Below are 21,439 nucleotides of genomic sequence, written 5' to 3'. Positions count from 1 at the left end.
GATAATGCTCAAAAACATCGTGTTTGATCTTGGCAGGGTTCTTGTAAACTGGGAACCATATGAGTACATGTTGAAGCGTTTTCCAAAAGACGTGGCAGATAGATTGAACAGAGAGATATTTGAACACAAAGATTGGCAACTGATGGACAAAGGAGTTATTTCAGAAGATCAACTCTGGCAGAAAAAGCTTGAAGAACTCGCTGAATATGCGCAGTATGTTTTACATATGAAAGAAAAATCACCCCAGCTTTTGACTCCTATTGAACAGAACGTAAAGCTTCTGGATATTCTCAAAGAAAAAGGTTTCAAACTTTATGTTCTTTCCAATTTCAGTGAGAATAATTTTAAAATGATTTACGAAAAATATGATTTTTTCAAATTATTTGATGGAATGATAATATCTTCATATGTAAAAGCCGTTAAGCCAGAAAGAGAAATATACCTTAAATTGATAAATAAATACAACCTTGTTCCACAGGAAAGTCTTTTTATAGATGATAAACTGGAAAATATCCAAACGGCACAAGAGATTGGTTTTAAAACGATACACCTGCCGCATCACTGGCAATTGAAAGAAAAATTATTTGAGCTAAAGATAATGCAGGACTGAGCGTCCTGCATGAATTATCCTATTTGAATCAGTTTTTTTGCCTCTTCTAAGGTTGGAATTTTTCCAGAAAGCACTATTTTTCCATTTACAGCTATTGCAGGTGTTGAAACTACGCCTCGTGCAATTATTTCAGCTATATCTTCAACTTTTTCGATTACAGCATCAACATTCAGCTCTTCCAGAGCCATTCTCACAATTTTCTCTGTTTGCTTACATCTCGCACAGCCTTTACCCAGAATCTCAATTTTTTTCGCCATGATCGTGCTCCCTCCTCAAGATTAATCTTCTACTTCCTGCGGTTTTAATTCAATCTTATGTTTTTGAAAGACGGCTCTTGTCGCATTTGATATCGAAACAAGGCTTAGCATAACAGGGACTTCAACAAGTACGCCAACAACTGTCGCTAACACTGCACCAGAAGAAAGGCCGAATAGCGATATCGCAACAGCCACAGATAGTTCAAAAAAGTTACTTGCACCTATTAAGGCGGCTGGTGAAGCTATTGAATGCGGTACTTTCCAAAAATAGCTCCACAGATAGCCGATGGCAAATATCAAAAAGGTTTGAGTTATGAGCGGCACAGAAATTAGGGCGATGTGAAGATAATTTCTCATGATCACTTCACCTTGGAAAGAAAACAAGATTATAAGTGTCAACAGTAAACCGATTGTAGAAATTTTTGATAGTTTTGGAATGAGGATTTTGTTCAGATAGTTCATTCCCTTTGATTTTATAACTTGCTTTCTTGTCAATATTGCAGCTAAAAGCGGAAGCAAAACGTAAATCACAACCGAGAAAAAAAGTGTGTCAAACGGCACTGAGACATTGCCAATTTTCAATAAAAAAGATACAATTGGTGCAAATGCAAAAAAGATAACGATGTCATTTACCGCAACTTGAACCAGTGTATAAACTGGGTCGCCATCTGTCAGATAACTCCAGACAAAAACCATCGCTGTACACGGTGCAGCCCCCAGTAAAACGGCACCAGCTATATACTCTTCAGCGACACTTGCAGGCAAAAAATTTGCAAAGGCTATTTTTAAGAAAAAATATGAAATTATGTACATACTGAATGGTTTTATCAGCCAGTTTACAATTAAAGTTATAACAAGCCCTTTTGGTTCTCTTTTTACTTTTTTTATAGTTGTGAAATCTATTTTGAGCATCATAGGGTAAATCATCAACCATATAAGTACGGCTATGGGCAGTGAAACATGGGCATATTCAAATTTACTGAGAGTTTCAGGAACAGCAGGGAAGAATCTTCCAACAAATACTCCTGCCAGAATACACAAAGCTACCCAGATTGACAGATATTTTTCAAAGAAATTCATCTTTTTTTGCATAGATTGCCTCCTTTTTTCTATTTCAGCACGCCATATACCATGCCAAATACCGTTGAAAAAATTACCACAAGCGCAAAGTATGTGAACGCTTTTTTTCTGCCAAACAACTTTGTAATGACTATCATACTCGGCAAGCTTAAAGAATTTCCTGCCATGAGTAATGAAAGCGTAGGACCTTTGGCCATTCCAAGATTCATTAATGCCTGGACTATAGGCACTTCAGTCAATGTTGCAAAATACATGAACATGCCTATTACAGAAGCTGTCAGACTCGACAGAAAATTGTTTTTACCGAGCAATGCCGTGACAAACTGCTGTGGTAAAAGTTTTGTCAATACACCTGCAAAGAATACACCGATGAAAAGGTACGGCAGAATCTTTTTTGCAAAATCCCATGTTTCAAAGATCCATTGCTTTGTTTTATCTTTCTCAAATCCCAGAATAGCCATTAATAAAATAGATATTCCCAGTACAATCATTATGAAATATTTCACTAAATTATCAACAGCTACTCCATTAATTATTAAGAATCCCAACTGCAGAATGAAGAAAATAATGCCTTTTGAGCTATCTATATCTTTTTCAGAGATCTGAAATCCTCCCTCGCCTTTTTCTTGAAAAAGGATTTCCATTACCAGACCTATGAGTATAGCGGCTGTTATTGTTGAGATGAGCCTTGCCAGACCTAAATCCCACCCAAGGACTCTGGCTGTCAAAAATATAGCAGCGATATTTATAGCTGGCCCTGAGAACAAAAATGTCGTTGCAGGGCCTATTCCCGCGCCTTTTTTATAGATGCCCCCAAAAAGTGGCAGGATGGTGCACGAGCAAACTGCCAGAATCCCACCCGATATAGCTGCAACAGGATAAGAAATCATTTTTCTTGCATTCGGACCAAGCAATCTGAGCACCGATTCTTTTTTCAACATTACTGTAATAGTCCCAGCAATGAAAAATGCCGGAACAAGACATAGTAAAACATGTTCTCGCGCATATTCCTGAAGCAGATAAAAGCCATTGAGAATACTCTGGCTGACTATTGGAGAATCGAATGGTGCAAAATAAAACAGCAGAAAAACCGCAGCAATGAGAAAAAATTGCATCATTTTTCTCTCTCCCTTTTCATTTAGCACCGCAGGTTTTGACTGACATCTGGTAATCTTTTTTTGCATATTGTAGAACCGCTTTCAGAAATGCGTATTGCTTCAGAAACTGTTTGTTGAGCGAATAATATATAAAAGTTCCATCTTTTCTGATATCAACAACCCCAAGATGTCTTAACGTGTTCAGGTGCTGAGAAATATTTGGCTGAGATGTCCCGACGATTGCACATATTTGACAAACACAGAGTTTTCTAACAGCAGAGAAAGAATTTCCAGCTTGATCTGACTTGCAAGAATTCGAAATAATTCGTGAAGTTTCATATAACCACCTCTTTATATAAGTATCTACTTAATATATTTTCAAGCGCTTTACGAACCAATAAAATTGATTCTATTTTTGATTAAAACTGTGTACTTGCCAGTTATTGTTTGTTCATGTTAAACTCATAAATATGAGAATACTTATAACTGGATTTGAGCCTTTTGGCGGAGAAAAAATTAATCCAAGTCAGAAGATTCTGCGAAAAATAGGTAAGTTGAAATTTTTTTCGGGATTTTCAGTGAATTCTGTTCTCTTGCCCGTATCTTTCAAACGGTCTGTAGAAGTTTTGAAAAACCAATATGAGAATAATGTTTATGATTTTGTTCTCCATCTTGGGCAAGCTGGTAGCAGAACCTGTATCGTTTTGGAAGCGCTGGGTGTGAATTTAATGGACAGTAAAAATCCAGACAACGATGGATATACTGCAAACGAAGAACCAATTATGCCAGACGGCGCACTTGCTTACAGGACAAAGATCAACTTGAAAAAACTTTCGGAATATCTGTCAAGGAATAAAATTCCAAATGTTATCTCTTACCATGCAGGGCTCTATGTTTGCAATACAGTTAATTACTACTCTTTTTATTGCTCAGAAAGATATTCAAACCCTGCTGTTTCTCTATTTGTACATCTTCCTTTTTTACCGGAGCAGGTTGTTGAAAAAACTTTCTTGCCGGGATACAGAACGCCCAGCATGAGTTTGAATTTGCAGATTCGTGCGGTTGAAAAAATCATTGACTTTGTCTCAACACAAATAATTTCAAATTCTTAAACAACAAAAGATCTATTCACAGCCAACGACTCTGTTTCTTCCGGATTGTTTTGCTATGTACATCTTTTCATCAACACTAACAAGAAGTTCATCTATTGTTTCATGATTTTTCGCACTGCACACTCCTATGCTTACGGTAATTTTTATATTTTCTGCAAAACTGTAATTCTCTATCTCGGATCTAATTTTCTCAGCAAGAGTTATCGCACCTTTCTCGTCACTTTCAAGGGACAAAACCAGAAATTCTTCCCCGCCCCACCTTGAAACTATGTCTGATGCTCTCAGTGATTTTTTCAAAAGAGCCCCCAGTTCCTGAAGCACTTTATCTCCAATCTGATGACCATATGTATCGTTCACTTTTTTGAACCAATCTATATCTATCATAATCAGCGAAAACGGCCTTTGATAGCGCTTCCAGAGATAAAAAGCTTTCCTCATTTCCTCATCCATTTTGTAGCGGTTGAATAAACCAGTTAATTTATCGGTTATAGAAATTCTCTCAAGTTCCTCATTGATGGCTTTCAATTCTTGATTTTTTTTGTAAAGTTCTTTTCCAGTTAACCTGAATATGTCATCTGCTATAGTTCCTATTTCGTTATCGGGAAATTCAGATATTGATTGGCCGTTGAGTTTTCCTTCAATTACCCTGTTCACTCTTTCTTTCAGCATCAATAGAGGTATTACAATTTTCTTGCTGAACGAGTTGCTCATAAACCATCCCAAGATAGACGAGGCAATGATAAACAGCAAAATTGTCGTCCCCATCTGAGAGAAAATCGGTTTTGTGATTTCATCTTTGTTAACTACCGTTATCACAATCCAGCCAAGATTTTCAATGCGCGAATAGTAAGCAATCTTTTCGGTATTATTCAAACGGTACTCAAAGCTACCGTAGTTTTTCTCAAAGCTCAAGGATTTTTTCACAACATCCGATAAATTGTGGCGTAAATGCTGTTTATCATGATGAATAATAATCTGCTGGTCTTCTTTTATTACATAACTGTAAGAAGATCTGTACCTTTCGTCTGAGTCCCATAAAATATTTTCCAACTTCTCTAAGGATGTATCGATAGCCAGCACCTCTGTTATGTTATTCTCTTCATCAACAAGAGCTTTGCTAACCGAAACTAACCATTCTTTTGTTTTTATCTCCTGATAAGGTTCTCCCCAGGATATCTCTGGATATGATTCAATAGCAGCTGTGTACCAAGGCCGAATGGTTGGATCAAATCCCTCAGGGGGTTCATAATTGTTGATTAAAAGCATCCCATTTCTGTAGCCAGAATAAATATAATTGATATCACTGTCTGCTTTTTCGATCAGTCCATAAATCTCCAGAACATTCTGACGAGATTTCTCATCTAAATAAGGCGCAAGGCGAACGTCTCTAAGATGGCTTAAAAAGTCTATTGTCGTGTAGAATTTTTTGAAATAACCTTCGATGAAATAAGTGGCAGCTCTGTTTTTATGCCTTATCGTTTCGCGAGCTGAAGACATACCAGAAAAATAAAGAATAATCATCGATATAGAGCCAAATATTAAAACTACTACCACCGACAGGATTACGACGTTGATAAATAGATCTCTCTTTATGGAGTGCATTTAAACAACCTCCAGATTTATGTGTTTTTATTTTATCATTGCTATGTTATAAAACAGAAAAATTTTCTCGCGAATTTATAAATATAAAAATGATACAACAATTGTTGCCTGATAAATGAAAGCGGGTGATGGATTGATTAAAACAAGATGTATAGTTTTTTTCTACATTTTAGTGACAATCGCTATATTTGCACAAACAATCACTACTAACGAAATTTTGCAAGATGCCGGGTTTCTTTATCAAAAAATGAAAGACATTCACCCAAATATATTTCATACATTTTCTGAAATAGAAGCAGAAAAGGATTTTTCGAAGCTTATATCTTTTATCAGCACAAAACAAACCTGGGAACTTCGAGACATTTTCAGAATGTTTGCGCAGTTTGTTGCCCGATTCAAAGACGGGCATACTTACGTCTCTATCACAGATCAATTTTCTGAATATCTTATGAATGGTGGTAAAGTAGTCCCAATTTTTGTGTCTTTTGATGATGAACAGATAACTATCCTAACAGATGTCGAAGGAAAATTGAATCAGCCAGGTAAACTAATTTCTTTGAATGGTGTATCTGCCGGAGATTTAAAAGAAGAAATCTTGAAGATGGTGAGCTTTGAAAGAGCTTCTTTTGGCTATGCAAGAGCTTCTTTGTTATTTCATCTGTATTGCTGGGTAATCTTCGGTGAGCAAGAAAGTTTTACTGTTGAATTTCTAACACAGCAGGGTCAATTACAAAAAATAGAGCTTGAATCAGTGGATTTTGAAAAATACAGGGCTAAGAGAGAGCAGATGAATATGTCTGGCAAGCTCTGGGATTTTTCAATAATAGATGAAACAGCAGTTATGACAATTAATACATTCAGTTCAGCGTATGAAAAAGATCTAAAACAATTTATAAAGCAATCTTTTGAACAGATAAAGAAAGAAGATATCCAGAATTTGATAATAGATCTGAGAAAAAACGGTGGTGGAAGTTCAGAAATAGGTGAATATCTTTATTCTTTTATAAGCAATAAGCCTTACAGGGTTTATGCAGAAGTTCACGTTAAATATTCAGATGATACGGTTAAAACTTTAAAAATCTTCGACCCATTACTACTTTTTAGGGTTAAAGTACTCAATCAAAAAATTATTGTACACAGAAATGATTTCAAAAAGGTGAGAAGAAATGATCTTCTGTTCAATAAAAATGCCTATGTACTTGTCGGCCCAGGAACTTTCTCGGCCGCCGCTGATTTTGCTGCAATGGTGAAAGATTTGAAGGCAGCTACTGTAGTGGGAGAAGAAACAGGCGGGCTTGCTTCCTCTTATGGGGATGTTTTATCTTTTATTCTGCCAAATTCCAAACTCCAGCTTGGAGTATCGTTCAAATATTTTGTTCGGTGCGGTGGTTTTGATGACAAAAGAGGAGTGATACCAGATATAGCTGTACAGATACCCATCACAGATGATACAGATCAGCTCGTTCGAGCTGTGCTTGAAGCAGTCAAAAACACTCAAAGTGCTAAAAATTAGATTTTTCAACCGGAAGGCGAAACTTTTTGTCTTCTGATAGTTGTAACCAGAAGTGAGGAAATTATCAAAAGCATACCAAGAATTTGTTGTAGTCCAACCATCTCATTTCTAAAGGCTATACCTGCTATAACGGAAATAACAGTTGTGAGGTTTGAAAAAAGCGTGGTTACAATTGGAGAAGCTTTGTTGATCATGTAATTCAGAAGGAAAAATGCTCCAGCCGAAGACAATATACCCAGATAAATCCCTGAGCTTATTGTCTGGATGTTGAACTGTATTTCAAACTCACCTTTCATAATGCTCATGAGTGTGAAAAAAATAGCGCCTGTCATCATCATGAAAAAGGTTATTTCCTCGGGTGAAAATTGTTTCGAGAATTTTCTTGAATAGATACTGTACAGTGCGCCTGATAACACGGCAAAAAACATGAATATCTTTCCAAGAAGCGTTCCTTTTGAAAGGTCAAAACCTATTATCAATACAACACCCAGAAAGCCTGCCCCTACAAGTATATAGTGAAACAGGTCGCCTTTTTCTTTCAACATAAATGCAGCCAGAACGTTTACAACAACTGGAATAAGTGCGATGATCATCCCGGCTTCAGAGGAATTAATTCTTTGAACGCCGTATGTTTCGAAAATGAAGTAAAGCACCGGTTGAAATAATATCAGTGCGAAAAGTTTCCAGTATGGTTTTTTCCCGAGTTTGATCACACCAGATACCAGCAATATCATAAAAAATAAGAAAGCAATACAAAATCTGTAGGAAAGAAAAGTTAGCGGCGAGACATAATCAAGAGCGTTTTTCGTGAACAGAAATGAGAATCCAAAAATGATTGACACAAGAATGCCTGCAAAAATGACTTTTAGCTGCATACAGGACCTCCTTGATCTAACTGTGCACCCGAAAAATTCTGTAATCGTATTTTATTTTAAGATGTTGCTGAATCAAAAATACTGTTTTCATGCTTTTGATAATTTAATACAGCACTCGAGTAACTCGGGGCACATTGAAGAAAATCCTTTGTTGAAAGTGTTTTGGTAACTTTACTTTCAATGTTGACAATATATAGCCTAAGCTATATTATATAGATAGAGCTATATATAAGGGGGCGATAAATGTAAAGATGATATTGATTCACCAGTGGCTTACTTTGATTAACAGTTTTGAAGGAGGGTTGATAATGAAAAAGAATTTATCGATCTTGGTGAAAGCTTTTGCCGTGACATTTATTTTCTTAATAAATGTTTCTGTTTTTACAAGCACAACTTCATCCGATAGGCCAATGAGAATTATTGCAGGCACAGTTTCTGTAGCAGAAATTCTCTATCAGTTACATGCAGAAGTTATTGCCATTCCAACAACGGGCTATGAACTGCCGCAGGGGTATAAAGATTTGCCGAGAATCGGAAGTCCAATGAATCCAGATTTTGAAGTGATTTTGTCGTTGAAGCCGGATATTTATATTTCTGACGATTCATTAGAAAATTCGATAAAACCCAAACTCGAGGAAAGTGGAATAAAATTCAAATTTGTGAAACTGAGTTCACTGGATGATCTCAAAACAGCAATTTTAGAAATTGGTAGTCTTGTAGGAAAAGAAAATGAGGCAAACCAGATATTAGATGACATTAAAAAAAGAGAAGCAAAGATATTGAGCAAGATAACCACAAAGCGAAAACCGACAGTTATGATTATTTTTGGTGCCCCTGGAAGCTTTATGTTAGCAACTGAGCATTCTTTTGTTGGTTCACTTGTTAAAAAATTAGGAGCAAAAAATGTTGTAACTTCTCCTTCAGCGTACGTTCCAATAAATCTCGAATCCCTTATTTTGAAACAACCTGATTATATTTTAAGATTTTGTCATGCAAGTCCTGAAGCCGTCTGGAAAATGTTCGAAAAAGAATTTAAGGAAAATAAAATATGGCAAAGTTTTGAAGCAGTGAAAAAGGGGAATGTTTTTGATCTTGACAGCAATTACTTTGGAGTATCTGCAAATTTGCGTTCAATAGAAGCTCTGGAAATACTTGCGGAGCTTTTGTTTGAGTGAGGAGTATTCATGGATCGCTTTAGGATAAGATATATAGCTTTTGTCATTCTACTATCTGTGTTAGGAATTTCCATTTTTGTGTCACTCATTGCAGGAACAATCAGAATATCACTCGGAGAAATTTTTTCTGGTAGAGATTCTGAAAATTGGCCGATAATCTGCTATTTAAGATTGCCAAGAATCGTTATTGCAGCAATTGTTGGAGCAAATTTGGCAGTATCGGGGGTTTTGCTGCAATCTGTGATGCAAAACCCACTTGTTGATCCAGGAATAACAGGTGTCTCTTCTGGGGCAAGCATAATGGCTATTTTGATAATGCTGTATCTTCCAGACCATTATTATCTTTTACCTGTTGCGAGCTTTCTCGGCGGGCTTGTTGCAGCCGTGACAGTTTACCTGCTTGCCTGGAAAAAGGGATTGACTCCTGTAAGGGTTGTCTTAGCAGGTGTTGCAGTTAATGCCTTTTTGGGTGCTATCTCTTCTATGCTTGCAATATTGAATTCAGAAAAAATATCAGGAGTGCTGATGTGGTTAAATGGCAATATTTCAGGAAGAAGCTGGAAACATGTGGCAATTCTTTCTGTATATTCACCACCAATACTTATTTTATCGATATTACTTGCTAAGGCATGCAATTTAATATCTCTTGGCGATAGAAATGCTGTTAGCCTTGGAACTAACATAAACAGAGCGAGAATCATAATATCTTTGGTTGCAGTTTTCTTGGCGTCACTTTCAACAAGTGTTGTTGGAATAATAGGGTTCATCGGGCTTGTTGTTCCTCACATAAGTAGAATGATCATAGGATCCAACCACAAATATTTGATACCATTCAGTATGTTTATGGGAAGTTCTGTATTGGTCCTGGCTGATACTCTTTCAAGAACTATCACAAAACCTTACGAAATACCTGTCGGGATAACAATGTCTGTTTTCGGAGGGCCATTTTTCTTATATCTCCTTAGAAGGAGGATGCACAAATGATTCAACTGAGCAATCTCTCATTTGCGTATAATGGCAAGCCTTTTATAAACCAGATAGAATTACTTATCGAGAAAGCTAAAATAACCAGTATTATTGGGCCCAATGGATCAGGAAAATCAACTTTGTTGAACCTTATTGCTGGATTGTACAAACCTCATACGGGAAATGTTGTTATTGAGGGAAGCGATATTTTCAAAATAAGTAGAAAAGAGATAGCAAAGAAGCTCGCGATAGTTTTTCAGCAAAATTATGCCCCAGAAGATATTACTGTTAAAGAATTGGTTCAGTTCGGTAGAAATCCTCATAAGAAATACTTTGAATTGCTTAATGATGACGATGCAGGGGTTGTAGATTGGGCGTTGAGGGTGACAAACATGAACCACCTTTCCGACAGATATGTTTCGCAATTATCTGGTGGCGAAAGGCAAAGAGCATGGATAGCCATGGGGCTGGTGCAGAGCACTGGAATTCTTCTTTTGGACGAACCAACGACGTTTCTTGATATCAGGTATCAGATAGAAATACTCGAATTAATCAAGAAAATAAATGCAGATTGCAAATTAACAGTAGTTATGGTGCTGCATGATTTAAATCAGGCTATCAGATACAGTCACCGGATTATAGTCATGAACTCCGGCGAAATTGTAGCTAAGGGAGATCCCGGAGAGATAATCACTCCAGAGTTAATCAGAGAGGTGTATGGGGTAGAAGCGGAAAAAATATTTATACGTCACAGCGGCGATAAGATCATACAATTGCTTTTTAAAAGAGCTTTTCGGGAGGAGAGATAGAATGAAAATTTTACTGACTTATTCAAGTCTCACGGGAAATACTAAAAAAGTAGCTGATGGAATACATAAAGTACTGAAAAAATATGAAACAACGTATCTTGCCATGAATGAAATACACAGTAAAGATTTCATAGATCGGTTTGATATTGTAATAGTTGGATGCTGGGTAGATAAAGGAATGCCAAATAAGGAAGCATTAGATTTTATGAAGATGATAAAAAATAAAAAAGTAGGCTTGTTTGTCACGCTTGGTGCATATCCAGATTCCCAGCATGCCAAGGGAGCACTCCAGAGATGTGTTGAAAAAATAGAAGAAAACAGAAACATTGTTATAGCTAAATTCATATGTCAGGGTAAGATAAGTGAAAAACTCATCAATTTTTTTAAGACACTCCCACCAGATCATCCTCATGCATTGACTGAAGAAAAACTGAGAGGTTATGAAATGGCAGCAAAACATCCTGATGAAGAAGATATAAGGAAAGCCCAAGAAGTGTTTTCCAGGCCGGTGGAACTCTATGTACAGTAAAAGAATAAAATCGCACCACGGTGCGATGGCAGAAACAGATAATCTGGTAAAGAGGCATATATATTTGCATGATTATTTAAACGATCAGAATCTTGAAGGTAAGAAGTCTGTCATATATATACACGTACCGTTTTGTTTAAAGACGTGCACTTTTTGTTCTATGAACAGGTCTCAAGTGGCCCCTCCAGAAGATTATCACAGATTGATTTTGAAAGAAATACAAATGTACAGTAAATTCAGTTATATTGAAAAATCAACATTTGATGCTGTTTATTTTGGCGGAGGAACACCTACTACTCTTAGATCTGATGCCCTAAGGGAAATAATAGTCGCTGTAAAAGATAATTTCAATCTGACTCCTGATGCAGAAATTACTATCGAGACAAGCGTAACTGAGCTCAGCGACGATAAAATAGAACTTTTCAAACAAACAGGCGTAAATAGATTTAGCATAGGCGTTCAGACTTTTTCAGATATGGGCAGAAAAATTTTCAACCGCAGGGGATCGGGAGAGTGGGTGAAAGAAAGGTTGCAATTTTTGAAAAGGATGAATTTTGCAAGTGTGAATATAGACATAATCTATTCTTATCCTGGTCAATCTCTCGAGGAATTGAGAAAGGATCTAAGAACAATTTATGAACTTGATCTGGATGGTTTTTCGATGTATTCTCTAATGAATATGCCGGCGAGTAAGATAAAAAAAGAAGTTTCAGAAGAAACAGACCTCAAAAATTTCATGTGCATTTTAAAAATGAGCCGGGACAATGGGTATGATTTTCTGGAACTCACAAAGATGGTTAAAAGGGACAAATATAAATACATAGTGAACAGAAATAATGGTGAAGATACTCTTCCACTTGGTGCCGGTGCTGGGGGTAATTTTGGAAATGCTTTGATTATGAATCCGGTTGCAATACAAGCTTATGAAGAATCAGTTAAGAATTTTAATTCTCGAAAAGTCGTGGAAATGCATCCAATATACAAAGAATTCGTTATCCTAAAAGGAGCTATTCAGCATGGAAAAATACCTTTGAAAAATGCGTTGTTGCAAAAAAATGATAAAATTAAGCATTTTATGCAGTATTTAACCTCAAGTGGTTTGGCAGTATTTTCAGGTGATTCATTGATTCTAACTGATAGAGGATTTTACTGGGGCAATAATATTTCTCGGCGAATTTCGGAGATAGTTTTAGAATCGATTACGGTAAACGTGAGGTAATATATGATTGGTTAGCTGCGTGAAATGTAATGGTTTACATCTGAGATGTTGAGGTGAGTTCATGAAAGTATCTATTTTTGGTGCCGGGCGTGTTGGTATAAGTATTGCATATTCGCTATTGCATACAAAGATTGCCGATGAGATGGTAATAGTGGATATTGATATCAAAAGGGCAGAAGGTGAGGTCCTCGATCTTTATCACAGCACACCGTTTCTCAAAAGATGCAATATAATTGCAGGTAATCCTCATGATATTTTAAACAGCGATTTTGTAATCATAACAGCAGGCGCATCTCAATCTGCAGGTGAGAGCCGCCTGTCTTTGACAAAAAGAAATGTAAAAATTATCAGGCAAATAGCTGCTCAGATAAAGAAATATTCGCCAGATGCTATTGTTATAAATGTTTCAAACCCTGTCGATGTTCTTTCATACGTTTTATGGAAAGAGACAAAATTTAATTGGCGCAAAGTCATAGGTACCGGAACAATTCTGGACACGGCCAGATTCAGGGCTCTTGTTGCCAAGCAATGCGGCGTATCACCAATGAGTGTCCATGCTTATATAATAGGAGAGCATGGCGACAGTGAATTGCTTGTATGGAGCAATGCGACTATTGGCGGTGTAAGCATAAAAAGATTTTGCCAGTTCTGCACAAATAAAAACTGCACACCATTAGAGTCACTTTTTGAACAGACGAAGAATGCGGCATATGAGATCATAGAGAAAAAAGGCGCCACAAACCTTGCCATTGGGACTGCTACAGCTGCACTGGTTGAAAGCATATACAGAGATGAAAAACGTGTTTGGACTGTTTCGGTTTTTCAGGACAATCTTTATATAGGCTTCCCAGCCATTTTGGGAAAAAATGGAGTAGAAAAGCTTGTGCCTGTTAAACTAAACAGTGTGGAAAAAGAAGCTTTCGAAAGGTCAAAGGAGGTTATAAAAAAATATATCAAAGAAGGTGAAAAAAGTGAAAGAGAAGAGAGTAGCAGTAATTAGTGGTGGGGCTAAAAATATTGGCAAGGGAATAGCGCTCAATTTTTTAAACAATGGCTGGATGGTGGGTATTATTGATGTAGATGAACAGGCACTTAATGACTTTCCTGCCAAAAATGGTGTTTTTCTCTATCCAGGTGATGTTTCAGACGAATGTGTGGTGAAGGAATTCTATAGTCAATTAAAAGTGAAATTTGGCAGACTTGATGTCATTGTTAACAATGCGGCAATTGGTGGGTTCAAGAATTTTTTGCAACTTACTGCAGCTGAGTGGAGACGGGTTATTGATATTAATCTAACGGGTTATTTCTTAATGGCACGTTTCGGCACACCTCTGATACTGGAAAATCCCGGCAGAGGTGCGATCATAAATATCTCTTCTACCAGAGCGCTGATGTCTGAACCCGGTAACGAAGCATATAGTGCCTCGAAAGCCGGCATAATTGGGTTGACTCACGCACTGGCGAATTCTCTTGGGCCGAATGTCAGGGTTAACGCTATATGTCCTGGTTGGATTTTGCACGAAAACGAAAACATCAGCCAGCAGGAGCATCAGCAACATCTCACAGGCAGAGCGGGCACAATTGAAGATATAGCCAACTTGGTTCTTTTTTTGGCAGATGAAGACAGAAGTGGTTTTATAACTGGCCAGTATTTTGTGGTTGATGGAGGCATGACCAGAAAGATGATATATATTTAAGGAGTGTAAAACGATGAGGATTGTAAGTATGGTAAGCGGGTTTACTGAAGTACTTTTCGAGATAGGCGCTGGCGATCAGGTCGTGGGGGTTTCAAAGTACTGTTCAAGATATGTGAAAGATTTAAAAGCGGAAGTTGTAGGAGATTATATATTTGTGGACAAAAGAAAACTCAGGAACCTGAATCCCGATTTAATTTTACTCACAAGCGGTATTCAGGAAAGGTTATCAGAAGAGCTCAAAAAGGAAGGTTTTCCAGTTTTTGTTTTACCTTTACCGAGATCTATCAATGGAATATGGGAAAATATTATTTCTCTGGGGGGGTTAACAGGCAAATTGAAAGAAGCGAAGGAAATGGTTTACCATCATCAAGAAAAACTCTGGCATTTGGGATCGTTAAGGAAAAAACAACATCAATCTGTTTATGTTGAATTGTGGCTGGGAAAACATGTCAGAACGATAGGTGGGCTGACTTTCATAGACGATATTATTTATTTCTCAGGTGGTAAAAATATTTTCTCAAGCAGATGCGAGAGCTACATAGAACCCGATTTGGAAGTTGTCGAAATTATTAAACCAGAATTTGGAATTTTTTTCCATGAACCAGATTTTCCTGTTGATGTGGAAGAACTTTTGAAAACGAGAAATTGGAATTGGTTTAAAAAAGTGATCAAGATGAATATCGAGAGAGGAAAAAATATCATTCACGATGGTCCATCGGTTATTGAAACGATAGCATGGCTGAGCAATCAATTGTGCTGATTAAAACTGAAAAACTATTAAATATCTATCCGATCTTTAAATCCCGGACCATCGTAAACGATCGTATGATATTCTCCGTTTTCTCCGCAAATATCTATCCCCAGTTCGCTGGCAAGATCGATAAAATCATGATCTATTTCCCTTCCGAGTAGTTCTTCATAACCTTTTTTCACTGTTACGACCTTCGCTTTAAAACCGAGGGAGATGAATTCTTCTATTATTTCTTTTCTGTTCATCTTCCAGAGCGGTTCAAAAACTTTAACATCTACGCGTGAACATACTTTTATTACCCAGTTGAGATGTTCCTGAATATCTATATCTCCGAAAACACCTACCCCGCCCTTGAAGTGTTTTTCGAGAACCCCAGTGAATACCTCTTCATAGTTTTCCCAGCCAGCACACCCACAAAGAAATTTTACTCCCATACTTTTTGCCTGAGTTTCTATGATTTGTTTTTTTAAACCATGTGATCTTGTTCTTTTGCATGTTTCATCAAACATGGTGAAAATGTAATCTACACGTCTAAAATATTGTTTCGCCTTGTAAAATGCAAGGGCACTGTCTTTCCCTCCACTCCAGGATGAGAAAACAATACCTGGTGTCTCAAAATCACCGTTGTAGAACATGGTTAAAATTCTATACCCTTTCTCGCTGTTACTCCTTTTTGATAATAGTGTTTTATTTCAAGGATTTCAGAAACCAGATCTGCGTATTCTACAAATTCCTCTGGTGCATAACGACCTGTCAGTATAATCTCAGGTTTTTCATGACGATTTCTAAGTACTTGAAGTACTTCATCGACTGTGATCAATTTATAATATACAGCGATATTGATTTCATCAAGTACGATCACATCGAAAGTTCCTTCCATAATGTACTTTGAAACTTTTTCAAAGCCTTTTCTGGCAAGATCTATATCTTCTTGTGTGGGGGTATTTACTATAAAACAGTTTCTTCCATGCTGTTCAACAACGATGTTTGGAATATACTTTGATACATCAAGCTCGCTGTACTTCATACCCTTAACAAACTGGGCAATGTAGACACTCTTCCCTGCACAGGCCGCCCTGATAGCAAGGCCAAATGCCGCTGTTGTTTTGCCTTTTCCATTACCGGTATAAACGTGAATGTAACCCATAAGATTCCCTCCAATCTCTCAAAAGGTTTAACAGTTTTTCGTTTGATTGCTCATCTTTCAATCCAATCCTGACAAATTTTGGCATCTTGAAATCATACATTGTTCGTACGTGCATTTTATTGTGATGAAGAATTTGAAGGAATTTTTCGACATCGCCTATTTCGGCAACAAAATAGTTTGTGTTTGATATGAAATAAGTAAAATCTTCGAATTTTTTTCTTTCCCTTTCTGTATATTCAACCGTGTTTTTTTCAAAGCGATTCAACGCATATATATCTTCTCTCAACAGTGTTTCCAGAAACAAATATCCCATCGCTCCGACAGCCCATGGAGAGCGATAAGATTCGAATAAACTTTTGAAGTTCTTGCTCTTTACATATCCAGCTCTAATACCGGGTATTGAATAAAATTTTGTAAATGTTCTGATCAAAATGGTGTTTTCAAAATCAGACAAATCTACTCTATCCTTTTCCGGAATAAAATCCACAAATGCTTCGTCTATCACTAAGGTTGTTCTTTCGTCTATATTACGGTCAACAAATGAAGCAATATTCTTCTCATAATATCCCGTAGGATTATTGGGGTTTCCCAGGATAATAACTGTGTTTTTCCCCGATCTGTTTTTTCTTTTTAAATCTTTTATGTAGTTTTCAAGGATGCTGTAATCCAGTTTTCTGTTTTTATAATCCAGAATATCAACGAAATGAATCCTGTGTGCTTTGAATGATGCTATTCGCGCATACTCGCCGTAACTTGGGATTGGTATAATTACTTCTGAATCTTCCATCAAGGTAAATCCTATGATCTGAAGAGCTTCAGTTGCACCAGCCAGAATTACTGTGTTTTCACCATAACGCTTTGCAAATTTTTCTTCGAGCTGTTCAATATAAGTATATTTTCCACAATATTCGACAAGTTTGTTTGAAAACAATTTTTCAAAAAATGGCGGTTTTATAGGGTTGACCGATATGGAAAAATCTGTAAACTCTTCTCTGTTGATACCGCCATGAAAAATCTTCATGCCCGATCACCCAATAACTTCAGTATCAGAATTAATACAGCAATTATCAAAATCAAACTTACAACCTTAATATAAAGAATCAGTGCCCTTTTTAAATCTTCTTTTTGAGGTAATTGCCCATCAAATCTGTAATAACCTATTTTTTCAATACCTATCTGTAAAACACCTGCGAATGCGCTCATGGGGTAAGTAGCGTTGATTTTTATAGAACCGTATTTTTTGATATATTTCCACGCGTTTTTTGGGCTGAATAACAGGATAAGGAATGCTGTGATGCGAGCTGGAATAAAATTTAAAGCATCGTCTAATCTTGCACAGAACTTTCCAAACCACTCATATTTTTCAGAATGGTAGCCAAAAAGTGCATCGTATGTATTCGCAATTCTATAAATCAACGCACCATCAAGACCGAAAAGAATATAATAAAACAGTGGGGCGGTTATGCTGTCAGAAATGTTTTCAGAAAGGCTCTCTATAGCAGCAGAATAAAGATGTGGCTTGTCAAGTTTTTCTGTACCTCTGCTGACAATCATCGAAACAGATTTTCGCAATTTTGCAATATTGTCTGTGGAACATTTTCTAACATGTTCGTACAAGCCACGAATAGAAAATGTCGCTTTGAGTAAACAGGTTAATATTACATATTCTATTATTTTTGATTTAAGCGATATCCTCAAAAAAATTAACATGCAGCACCATACAGATATTTCAATCATTTCAGCACAGAGGCCAGATAAAAATCTGGTAGATTTGCTTTGCCCTTTGTTGTTAACGTATTTATCGAAAAGCTTACCTATCTTTCCCATGTAAGCAACTGGATGAATTATATTCGGGTACTCTCCAAGGAGAATATCAACAAATACCGCAAAAATCAACATTAATAGTCTACTCACAATTCAACACCAGCTATTGAAAGCAATATAAACATTTGTGACAACAAAGATGTACCGCCGATTACGTCTCCAGTTATTCCAGAGATCTTTTTTTCTGATATTATTTTTACAAATATCGCAGTCAGAAATGATACAAGGAAAGACAGAATAAATTTTACACACCCCAGGCAGAGCATTGGAGCTGAAAACAAGGCAGCTATCAAGGGAGTGTATTTGTAAGCAGGAAAAAACATGGCACCAAGGCCTGTATTTTTGGCTGGTTTTGAGATAGATATCAGTATACTCATAGAATATCTGCCAAAAACTGAACCAAATAAGAAGTCTGTCGGATCCAGATGAGAAAATAAATTATAAAATGCTATGACATAAAGGGTTCCATAAAAAACCGCGAATGGACCAACATTTCCTTTAGACATAATTAGAAGCCTTTTTTCTTTGTCTGATTGATTCAAAAATCCATCGAGCATATCTAAGAGTCCATCAAAATGGAAAAGGTCAAACAGGTAAAATCCAGCTGCAATCCCGGCTATTCTTATAAAGATGTTCTCACTCCATAGTGAGGTGAAAAAATAGATAAAGCCTGGAATGTACCCAACCAGGGTAAAATAAGAAGGTGCTTTTTTTATGTTTGTTTCAAAATTTTCGGTATTGTTGAGTTTGACCGGCAATCTCGAGATAAAAGAGAGAGCCGTTAGAAAATCATTCATCATTTGATTTCCCACCTATTGAGAAAGCTTTTAACCAGCGAGAGAGATTCAAGCATATCGTTTATGTCAAAAACCTCGATGCACCACAACCGAATTTTTTCGATTGAATCTCCAAAAATTTTTGATATCTTTATCAAGGTTTCCTCGTTTACTCTGAGATGGTCTTTCTGTTGGGAAACTCCCATCAAATGTATTTCATTGACATTTTTTAAAAATCCCGTGTCAAATTTTTTCCCCAGTAAGTGATGTCCTACGTCAAATGTCATTTTTTCGTGGTAGACTATTTTTTCTTTAAGGTTTTCCAGAGACATGTTTGATCCATTCAAAGACAGAAACACTTCAACTCCTTCGATAGGATGAAGCACATAATTCACTATTTTTAATTTCGAGATAGTAAAATACCTGTACGCACTGAAAACATTTTCTATTTTATCTGTAGGTAGGTGCACTGTATAAAGAAGACCATATTTTTCTGTCAGGTTATTCAATTTATCGATCTCTACATCGATGATATTTTGTGTTTCTTCATCCCATGTGTAAACAAGTAGTTCAACAAAATCAACATTCTGTGCCACGAGCCGTGCATTTTCATAATAAGTTCCGGGAAAAAGCCATGAAGTTGTCCCAATCATTCTTTTCATTTGATTCTCACCGAAATTCCTGAAATAACTACATACACTCTATCTGAGAAAGATGCTATTTTTGAGTTTATTTTTCCTAATGTTTCAGCATATTTTCTGGCAAGATTATTTTCAGGCACTATTGACCATCCCACTTCGTTGGTAACTATAACAATGTCTGATTTCATTGAACTGATTACACCGACAAAATCGGAAACATATTTTTCAACATCGACATTGTAATAGTAGAGATTTCCTAAGTATGTTGTAAGGCATTCGAACAAAATAACCTCGTAATTTTCGTCAATTTTTTTGAGAGTTCCTGCAATGTTAAGCGGTTCTTCAAATGTTTCAAATAAATTTCCTCGTTCTATTCGATGTTTTTCGATTTTTCTTCTCATGTCTTCGTCAAAAGGAACAGCTGTTGCCAGAAATGCCCGGTTTTTATAATTTTTACTCAGTATATATTTCAGTGCAAACGAGCTTTTCCCACATTTCATACCACCTGTTATCAAAGTAATCATTTTACCTGATCTACTCCTTTTGAAACCCCGGCACTTTCAAAAGTAGACATTTCCCCGATCATCTTTATTGCAGCTTCAATTATTGGAATCGACAGGACGGCACCTGTGCCTTCTCCAAGTCGCATATTAAGATCGAGAATTGGCCTGAGATTGAGCGCGTCAAGTATCACTTTATGACCTTTTACCATCGATCTATGGCCCGCAAACACATACCTGAGCACATTATGATCCATATTCCATGCAAGCAATAAACCAGCAGTTGTGGGAAAACCGTCGATCAAAACAGGAATTTTTTCCTCAGCTGATTTGAGAATGAATCCAGCCATCTGCCCAAAACAGAACCCCCCAACTTTTGCAAGTACATCTACGGGATCATTTTTATCAGGATTATTTATTTCTATGGCTTTCTGTATAGCTTTTCTTTTTCTTTTTAACCCATCTTTATCAATGAAAGTTCCAATATCTAATATTTCGTCTATGTCAAAACCAAACGATACCGCAATGGCTGAGGCGGTTGTCGTGTTTCCTATTCCCATATCCCCCACAACCAAAAGGTCAGCCCCACTTTCAATAGCTTCCTTTGCTATTTTTCTGCCATATTCGATGCATTTTTCCGCCTGTTCTCTGCTCATTGCCGGTCCTTTTGTAAAATCATTTGTTCCGTAGCCAATCTTTGCGTTTATAAAGTAATCATTTTTAACGTCAAAATCTCCGTCAATTCCTGCGTCAACAACATAAACTTTGGCTCCAACATGTCTTGAAAAAACATTAATTGCCGCCCCTCCATTGAGAAAATTAAGGACCATTTGGTAAGTTACCTGTTTTGGGTAAGCCGAAACTCCATTTGCTGCAACACCGTGATCAGCAGCAAAGATATAGACTCGTTTATCTTTCGGTAAATCAGGGATAATTTTTCCTTGAATGAGTCCAATTTTCAAAACGATGTCTTCAAGATAACCAAGGCTTTTGATTGGTTTTGTTAAATTGTTTAATCGCTCAAGTATTTGCTGTTTTAAAAATTCTTCTTCGATATTCATCATAAACCAGCGCAGGAGACTCCATCTTCTTCAAGATGGAAAGGAATGCGCTGTTCCCTCCTTTCCAATGAAATTACATAAACCACACAATCACTTCCAATCGTCTTTTGACGATAACTCAGGGATTATCCCTGCTAATTGCTCATCCCCGATGTTAGACAGGCTTGTTATGTGCAGATCACTGTCCCTACCCCTCAG

At 36.9% G+C, this 21,439-nt stretch carries 26 protein-coding genes; 11 read left to right on the top strand and 15 right to left on the bottom strand.

What is annotated here, in order from left to right:
- Positions 1-4 precede the first annotated feature (4 nt).
- Complete coding sequence (locus TEL01S_RS06475) at positions 5-610, top strand: HAD family hydrolase (RefSeq protein WP_012003295.1); 606 nt, start codon at positions 5-7, stop codon at positions 608-610.
- Between the two features lie 14 nt (positions 611-624).
- Here TEL01S_RS06475 and TEL01S_RS06470 read toward each other — a convergent pair whose 3' ends face one another.
- The 5 genes from TEL01S_RS06470 to TEL01S_RS11160 are packed head-to-tail and all read right to left on the bottom strand — an operon-like array spanning position 625 to position 3,383.
- On the bottom strand, positions 625-867 hold the full coding sequence (locus TEL01S_RS06470; RefSeq protein ID WP_012003294.1) for a thioredoxin family protein: 243 nt from the start codon (positions 865-867) through the stop codon (positions 625-627).
- Positions 868-888: 21 nt separating this feature from the next.
- Positions 889-1,959, bottom strand: a complete 1,071-nt coding sequence (gene arsB, locus TEL01S_RS06465) for an ACR3 family arsenite efflux transporter (RefSeq protein WP_012003293.1) — start codon at positions 1,957-1,959, stop codon at positions 889-891.
- A 17-nt stretch (positions 1,960-1,976) separates the two neighbouring features.
- Positions 1,977-3,065, bottom strand: a complete 1,089-nt coding sequence (locus tag TEL01S_RS06460) for a permease (RefSeq protein ID WP_028843961.1) — start codon at positions 3,063-3,065, stop codon at positions 1,977-1,979.
- A 16-nt stretch (positions 3,066-3,081) separates the two neighbouring features.
- Positions 3,082-3,285 carry an ArsR/SmtB family transcription factor gene (locus TEL01S_RS10900; protein WP_232504384.1) on the bottom strand — a complete coding sequence of 68 codons (204 nt, stop codon included), beginning with the start codon at positions 3,283-3,285 and terminating at the stop codon, positions 3,082-3,084.
- The gene (locus TEL01S_RS11160; RefSeq protein WP_232504348.1) at positions 3,246-3,383 is read right to left on the bottom strand and encodes a hypothetical protein; all 138 of its coding nucleotides are present in this window, start codon (positions 3,381-3,383) and stop codon (positions 3,246-3,248) included. Before TEL01S_RS11160 ends, TEL01S_RS10900 begins: the two co-directional genes overlap by 40 nt.
- Before the next feature lie 104 nt (positions 3,384-3,487).
- Between TEL01S_RS11160 and TEL01S_RS06455 the strand changes: the two genes are divergently transcribed.
- Positions 3,488-4,156, top strand: a complete 669-nt coding sequence (locus tag TEL01S_RS06455) for a pyroglutamyl-peptidase I (protein ID WP_028843962.1) — start codon at positions 3,488-3,490, stop codon at positions 4,154-4,156.
- A gap of 12 nt (positions 4,157-4,168) precedes the next feature.
- Here TEL01S_RS06455 and TEL01S_RS10895 read toward each other — a convergent pair whose 3' ends face one another.
- A complete protein-coding gene (locus TEL01S_RS10895) occupies positions 4,169-5,758 on the bottom strand; it encodes a sensor domain-containing diguanylate cyclase (protein ID WP_081706826.1) in 1,590 nt (529 codons plus the stop codon).
- A 133-nt stretch (positions 5,759-5,891) separates the two neighbouring features.
- Here TEL01S_RS10895 and TEL01S_RS06440 point away from each other — a divergent pair, with 133 nt between their 5' ends.
- A complete protein-coding gene (locus tag TEL01S_RS06440; RefSeq protein WP_028843963.1) occupies positions 5,892-7,271 on the top strand; it encodes a S41 family peptidase in 1,380 nt (459 codons plus the stop codon).
- A 5-nt stretch (positions 7,272-7,276) separates the two neighbouring features.
- On the opposite strand, the gene TEL01S_RS06435 is transcribed toward TEL01S_RS06440, so the two are convergent.
- A complete protein-coding gene (locus TEL01S_RS06435; protein WP_028843964.1) occupies positions 7,277-8,146 on the bottom strand; it encodes a DMT family transporter in 870 nt (289 codons plus the stop codon).
- A 308-nt stretch (positions 8,147-8,454) separates the two neighbouring features.
- Here TEL01S_RS06435 and isdE point away from each other — a divergent pair, with 308 nt between their 5' ends.
- The 8 genes from isdE (at position 8,455) to TEL01S_RS06395 (ending at position 15,301) form a co-directional block, all read left to right on the top strand.
- Positions 8,455-9,321, top strand: coding sequence for a heme ABC transporter substrate-binding protein IsdE (gene isdE / locus TEL01S_RS06430; protein WP_012003286.1), 867 nt, complete (start codon positions 8,455-8,457; stop codon positions 9,319-9,321).
- 9 nt (positions 9,322-9,330) lie between these two features.
- Positions 9,331-10,305 carry a FecCD family ABC transporter permease gene (locus TEL01S_RS06425; RefSeq protein ID WP_012003285.1) on the top strand — a complete coding sequence of 325 codons (975 nt, stop codon included), beginning with the start codon at positions 9,331-9,333 and terminating at the stop codon, positions 10,303-10,305.
- The gene (locus TEL01S_RS06420; RefSeq protein ID WP_012003284.1) at positions 10,302-11,096 is read left to right on the top strand and encodes an ABC transporter ATP-binding protein; all 795 of its coding nucleotides are present in this window, start codon (positions 10,302-10,304) and stop codon (positions 11,094-11,096) included. The genes TEL01S_RS06425 and TEL01S_RS06420 overlap by 4 nt, the downstream gene beginning before the upstream one ends.
- A 1-nt stretch (position 11,097) precedes the next feature.
- Positions 11,098-11,625 (top strand): flavodoxin family protein, encoded by a 528-nt coding sequence (locus TEL01S_RS06415; RefSeq protein ID WP_012003283.1) that lies wholly within the window; start codon positions 11,098-11,100, stop codon positions 11,623-11,625.
- A complete protein-coding gene (locus TEL01S_RS06410) occupies positions 11,615-12,844 on the top strand; it encodes a coproporphyrinogen-III oxidase family protein (protein WP_051366200.1) in 1,230 nt (409 codons plus the stop codon). The genes TEL01S_RS06415 and TEL01S_RS06410 overlap by 11 nt, the downstream gene beginning before the upstream one ends.
- Before the next feature lie 61 nt (positions 12,845-12,905).
- A complete protein-coding gene (locus tag TEL01S_RS06405; RefSeq protein ID WP_028843966.1) occupies positions 12,906-13,844 on the top strand; it encodes an L-lactate dehydrogenase in 939 nt (312 codons plus the stop codon).
- Complete coding sequence (locus TEL01S_RS06400) at positions 13,816-14,541, top strand: SDR family oxidoreductase (RefSeq protein ID WP_028843967.1); 726 nt, start codon at positions 13,816-13,818, stop codon at positions 14,539-14,541. The genes TEL01S_RS06405 and TEL01S_RS06400 overlap by 29 nt, the downstream gene beginning before the upstream one ends.
- Before the next feature lie 13 nt (positions 14,542-14,554).
- Positions 14,555-15,301 (top strand): helical backbone metal receptor, encoded by a 747-nt coding sequence (locus tag TEL01S_RS06395; protein WP_051366199.1) that lies wholly within the window; start codon positions 14,555-14,557, stop codon positions 15,299-15,301.
- Between the two features lie 17 nt (positions 15,302-15,318).
- Here the strand turns inward: TEL01S_RS06395 and TEL01S_RS06390 are convergent, their stop codons facing one another.
- Genes TEL01S_RS06390 through cobT form a run of 8 tightly spaced genes read right to left on the bottom strand, consistent with a single transcriptional unit; the run spans position 15,319 to position 21,244 of the window.
- Complete coding sequence (locus TEL01S_RS06390; protein ID WP_051366198.1) at positions 15,319-15,927, bottom strand: Dph6-related ATP pyrophosphatase; 609 nt, start codon at positions 15,925-15,927, stop codon at positions 15,319-15,321.
- Between the two features lie 2 nt (positions 15,928-15,929).
- On the bottom strand, positions 15,930-16,439 hold the full coding sequence (locus TEL01S_RS06385) for a cob(I)yrinic acid a,c-diamide adenosyltransferase (RefSeq protein WP_012003278.1): 510 nt from the start codon (positions 16,437-16,439) through the stop codon (positions 15,930-15,932).
- The gene (locus TEL01S_RS06380; RefSeq protein ID WP_051366196.1) at positions 16,411-17,460 is read right to left on the bottom strand and encodes an aminotransferase class I/II-fold pyridoxal phosphate-dependent enzyme; all 1,050 of its coding nucleotides are present in this window, start codon (positions 17,458-17,460) and stop codon (positions 16,411-16,413) included. Before TEL01S_RS06380 ends, TEL01S_RS06385 begins: the two co-directional genes overlap by 29 nt.
- Positions 17,457-18,353 (bottom strand): adenosylcobinamide-phosphate synthase CbiB, encoded by an 897-nt coding sequence (gene cbiB / locus TEL01S_RS06375; RefSeq protein ID WP_228368999.1) that lies wholly within the window; start codon positions 18,351-18,353, stop codon positions 17,457-17,459. Before cbiB ends, TEL01S_RS06380 begins: the two co-directional genes overlap by 4 nt.
- Positions 18,350-19,063 carry an adenosylcobinamide-GDP ribazoletransferase gene (locus TEL01S_RS06370; RefSeq protein ID WP_012003275.1) on the bottom strand — a complete coding sequence of 238 codons (714 nt, stop codon included), beginning with the start codon at positions 19,061-19,063 and terminating at the stop codon, positions 18,350-18,352. The genes cbiB and TEL01S_RS06370 overlap by 4 nt, the downstream gene beginning before the upstream one ends.
- On the bottom strand, positions 19,060-19,701 hold the full coding sequence (cbiR, locus tag TEL01S_RS06365) for a cobamide remodeling phosphodiesterase CbiR (protein WP_012003274.1): 642 nt from the start codon (positions 19,699-19,701) through the stop codon (positions 19,060-19,062). Before cbiR ends, TEL01S_RS06370 begins: the two co-directional genes overlap by 4 nt.
- On the bottom strand, positions 19,698-20,204 hold the full coding sequence (locus TEL01S_RS06360) for a bifunctional adenosylcobinamide kinase/adenosylcobinamide-phosphate guanylyltransferase (protein WP_012003273.1): 507 nt from the start codon (positions 20,202-20,204) through the stop codon (positions 19,698-19,700). Before TEL01S_RS06360 ends, cbiR begins: the two co-directional genes overlap by 4 nt.
- Positions 20,201-21,244 carry a nicotinate-nucleotide--dimethylbenzimidazole phosphoribosyltransferase gene (gene cobT / locus TEL01S_RS06355; protein ID WP_028843968.1) on the bottom strand — a complete coding sequence of 348 codons (1,044 nt, stop codon included), beginning with the start codon at positions 21,242-21,244 and terminating at the stop codon, positions 20,201-20,203. Before cobT ends, TEL01S_RS06360 begins: the two co-directional genes overlap by 4 nt.
- Positions 21,245-21,439 lie beyond the last annotated feature (195 nt).

Origin of the sequence: Pseudothermotoga elfii DSM 9442 = NBRC 107921 (genome assembly GCF_000504085.1) — a bacterium.
Taxonomy (GTDB): domain Bacteria; phylum Thermotogota; class Thermotogae; order Thermotogales; family DSM-5069; genus Pseudothermotoga_B; species Pseudothermotoga_B elfii.
Note: the sequence above shows the minus strand (reverse complement) of the source record. Positions and strands in the feature narration are given on the sequence as shown.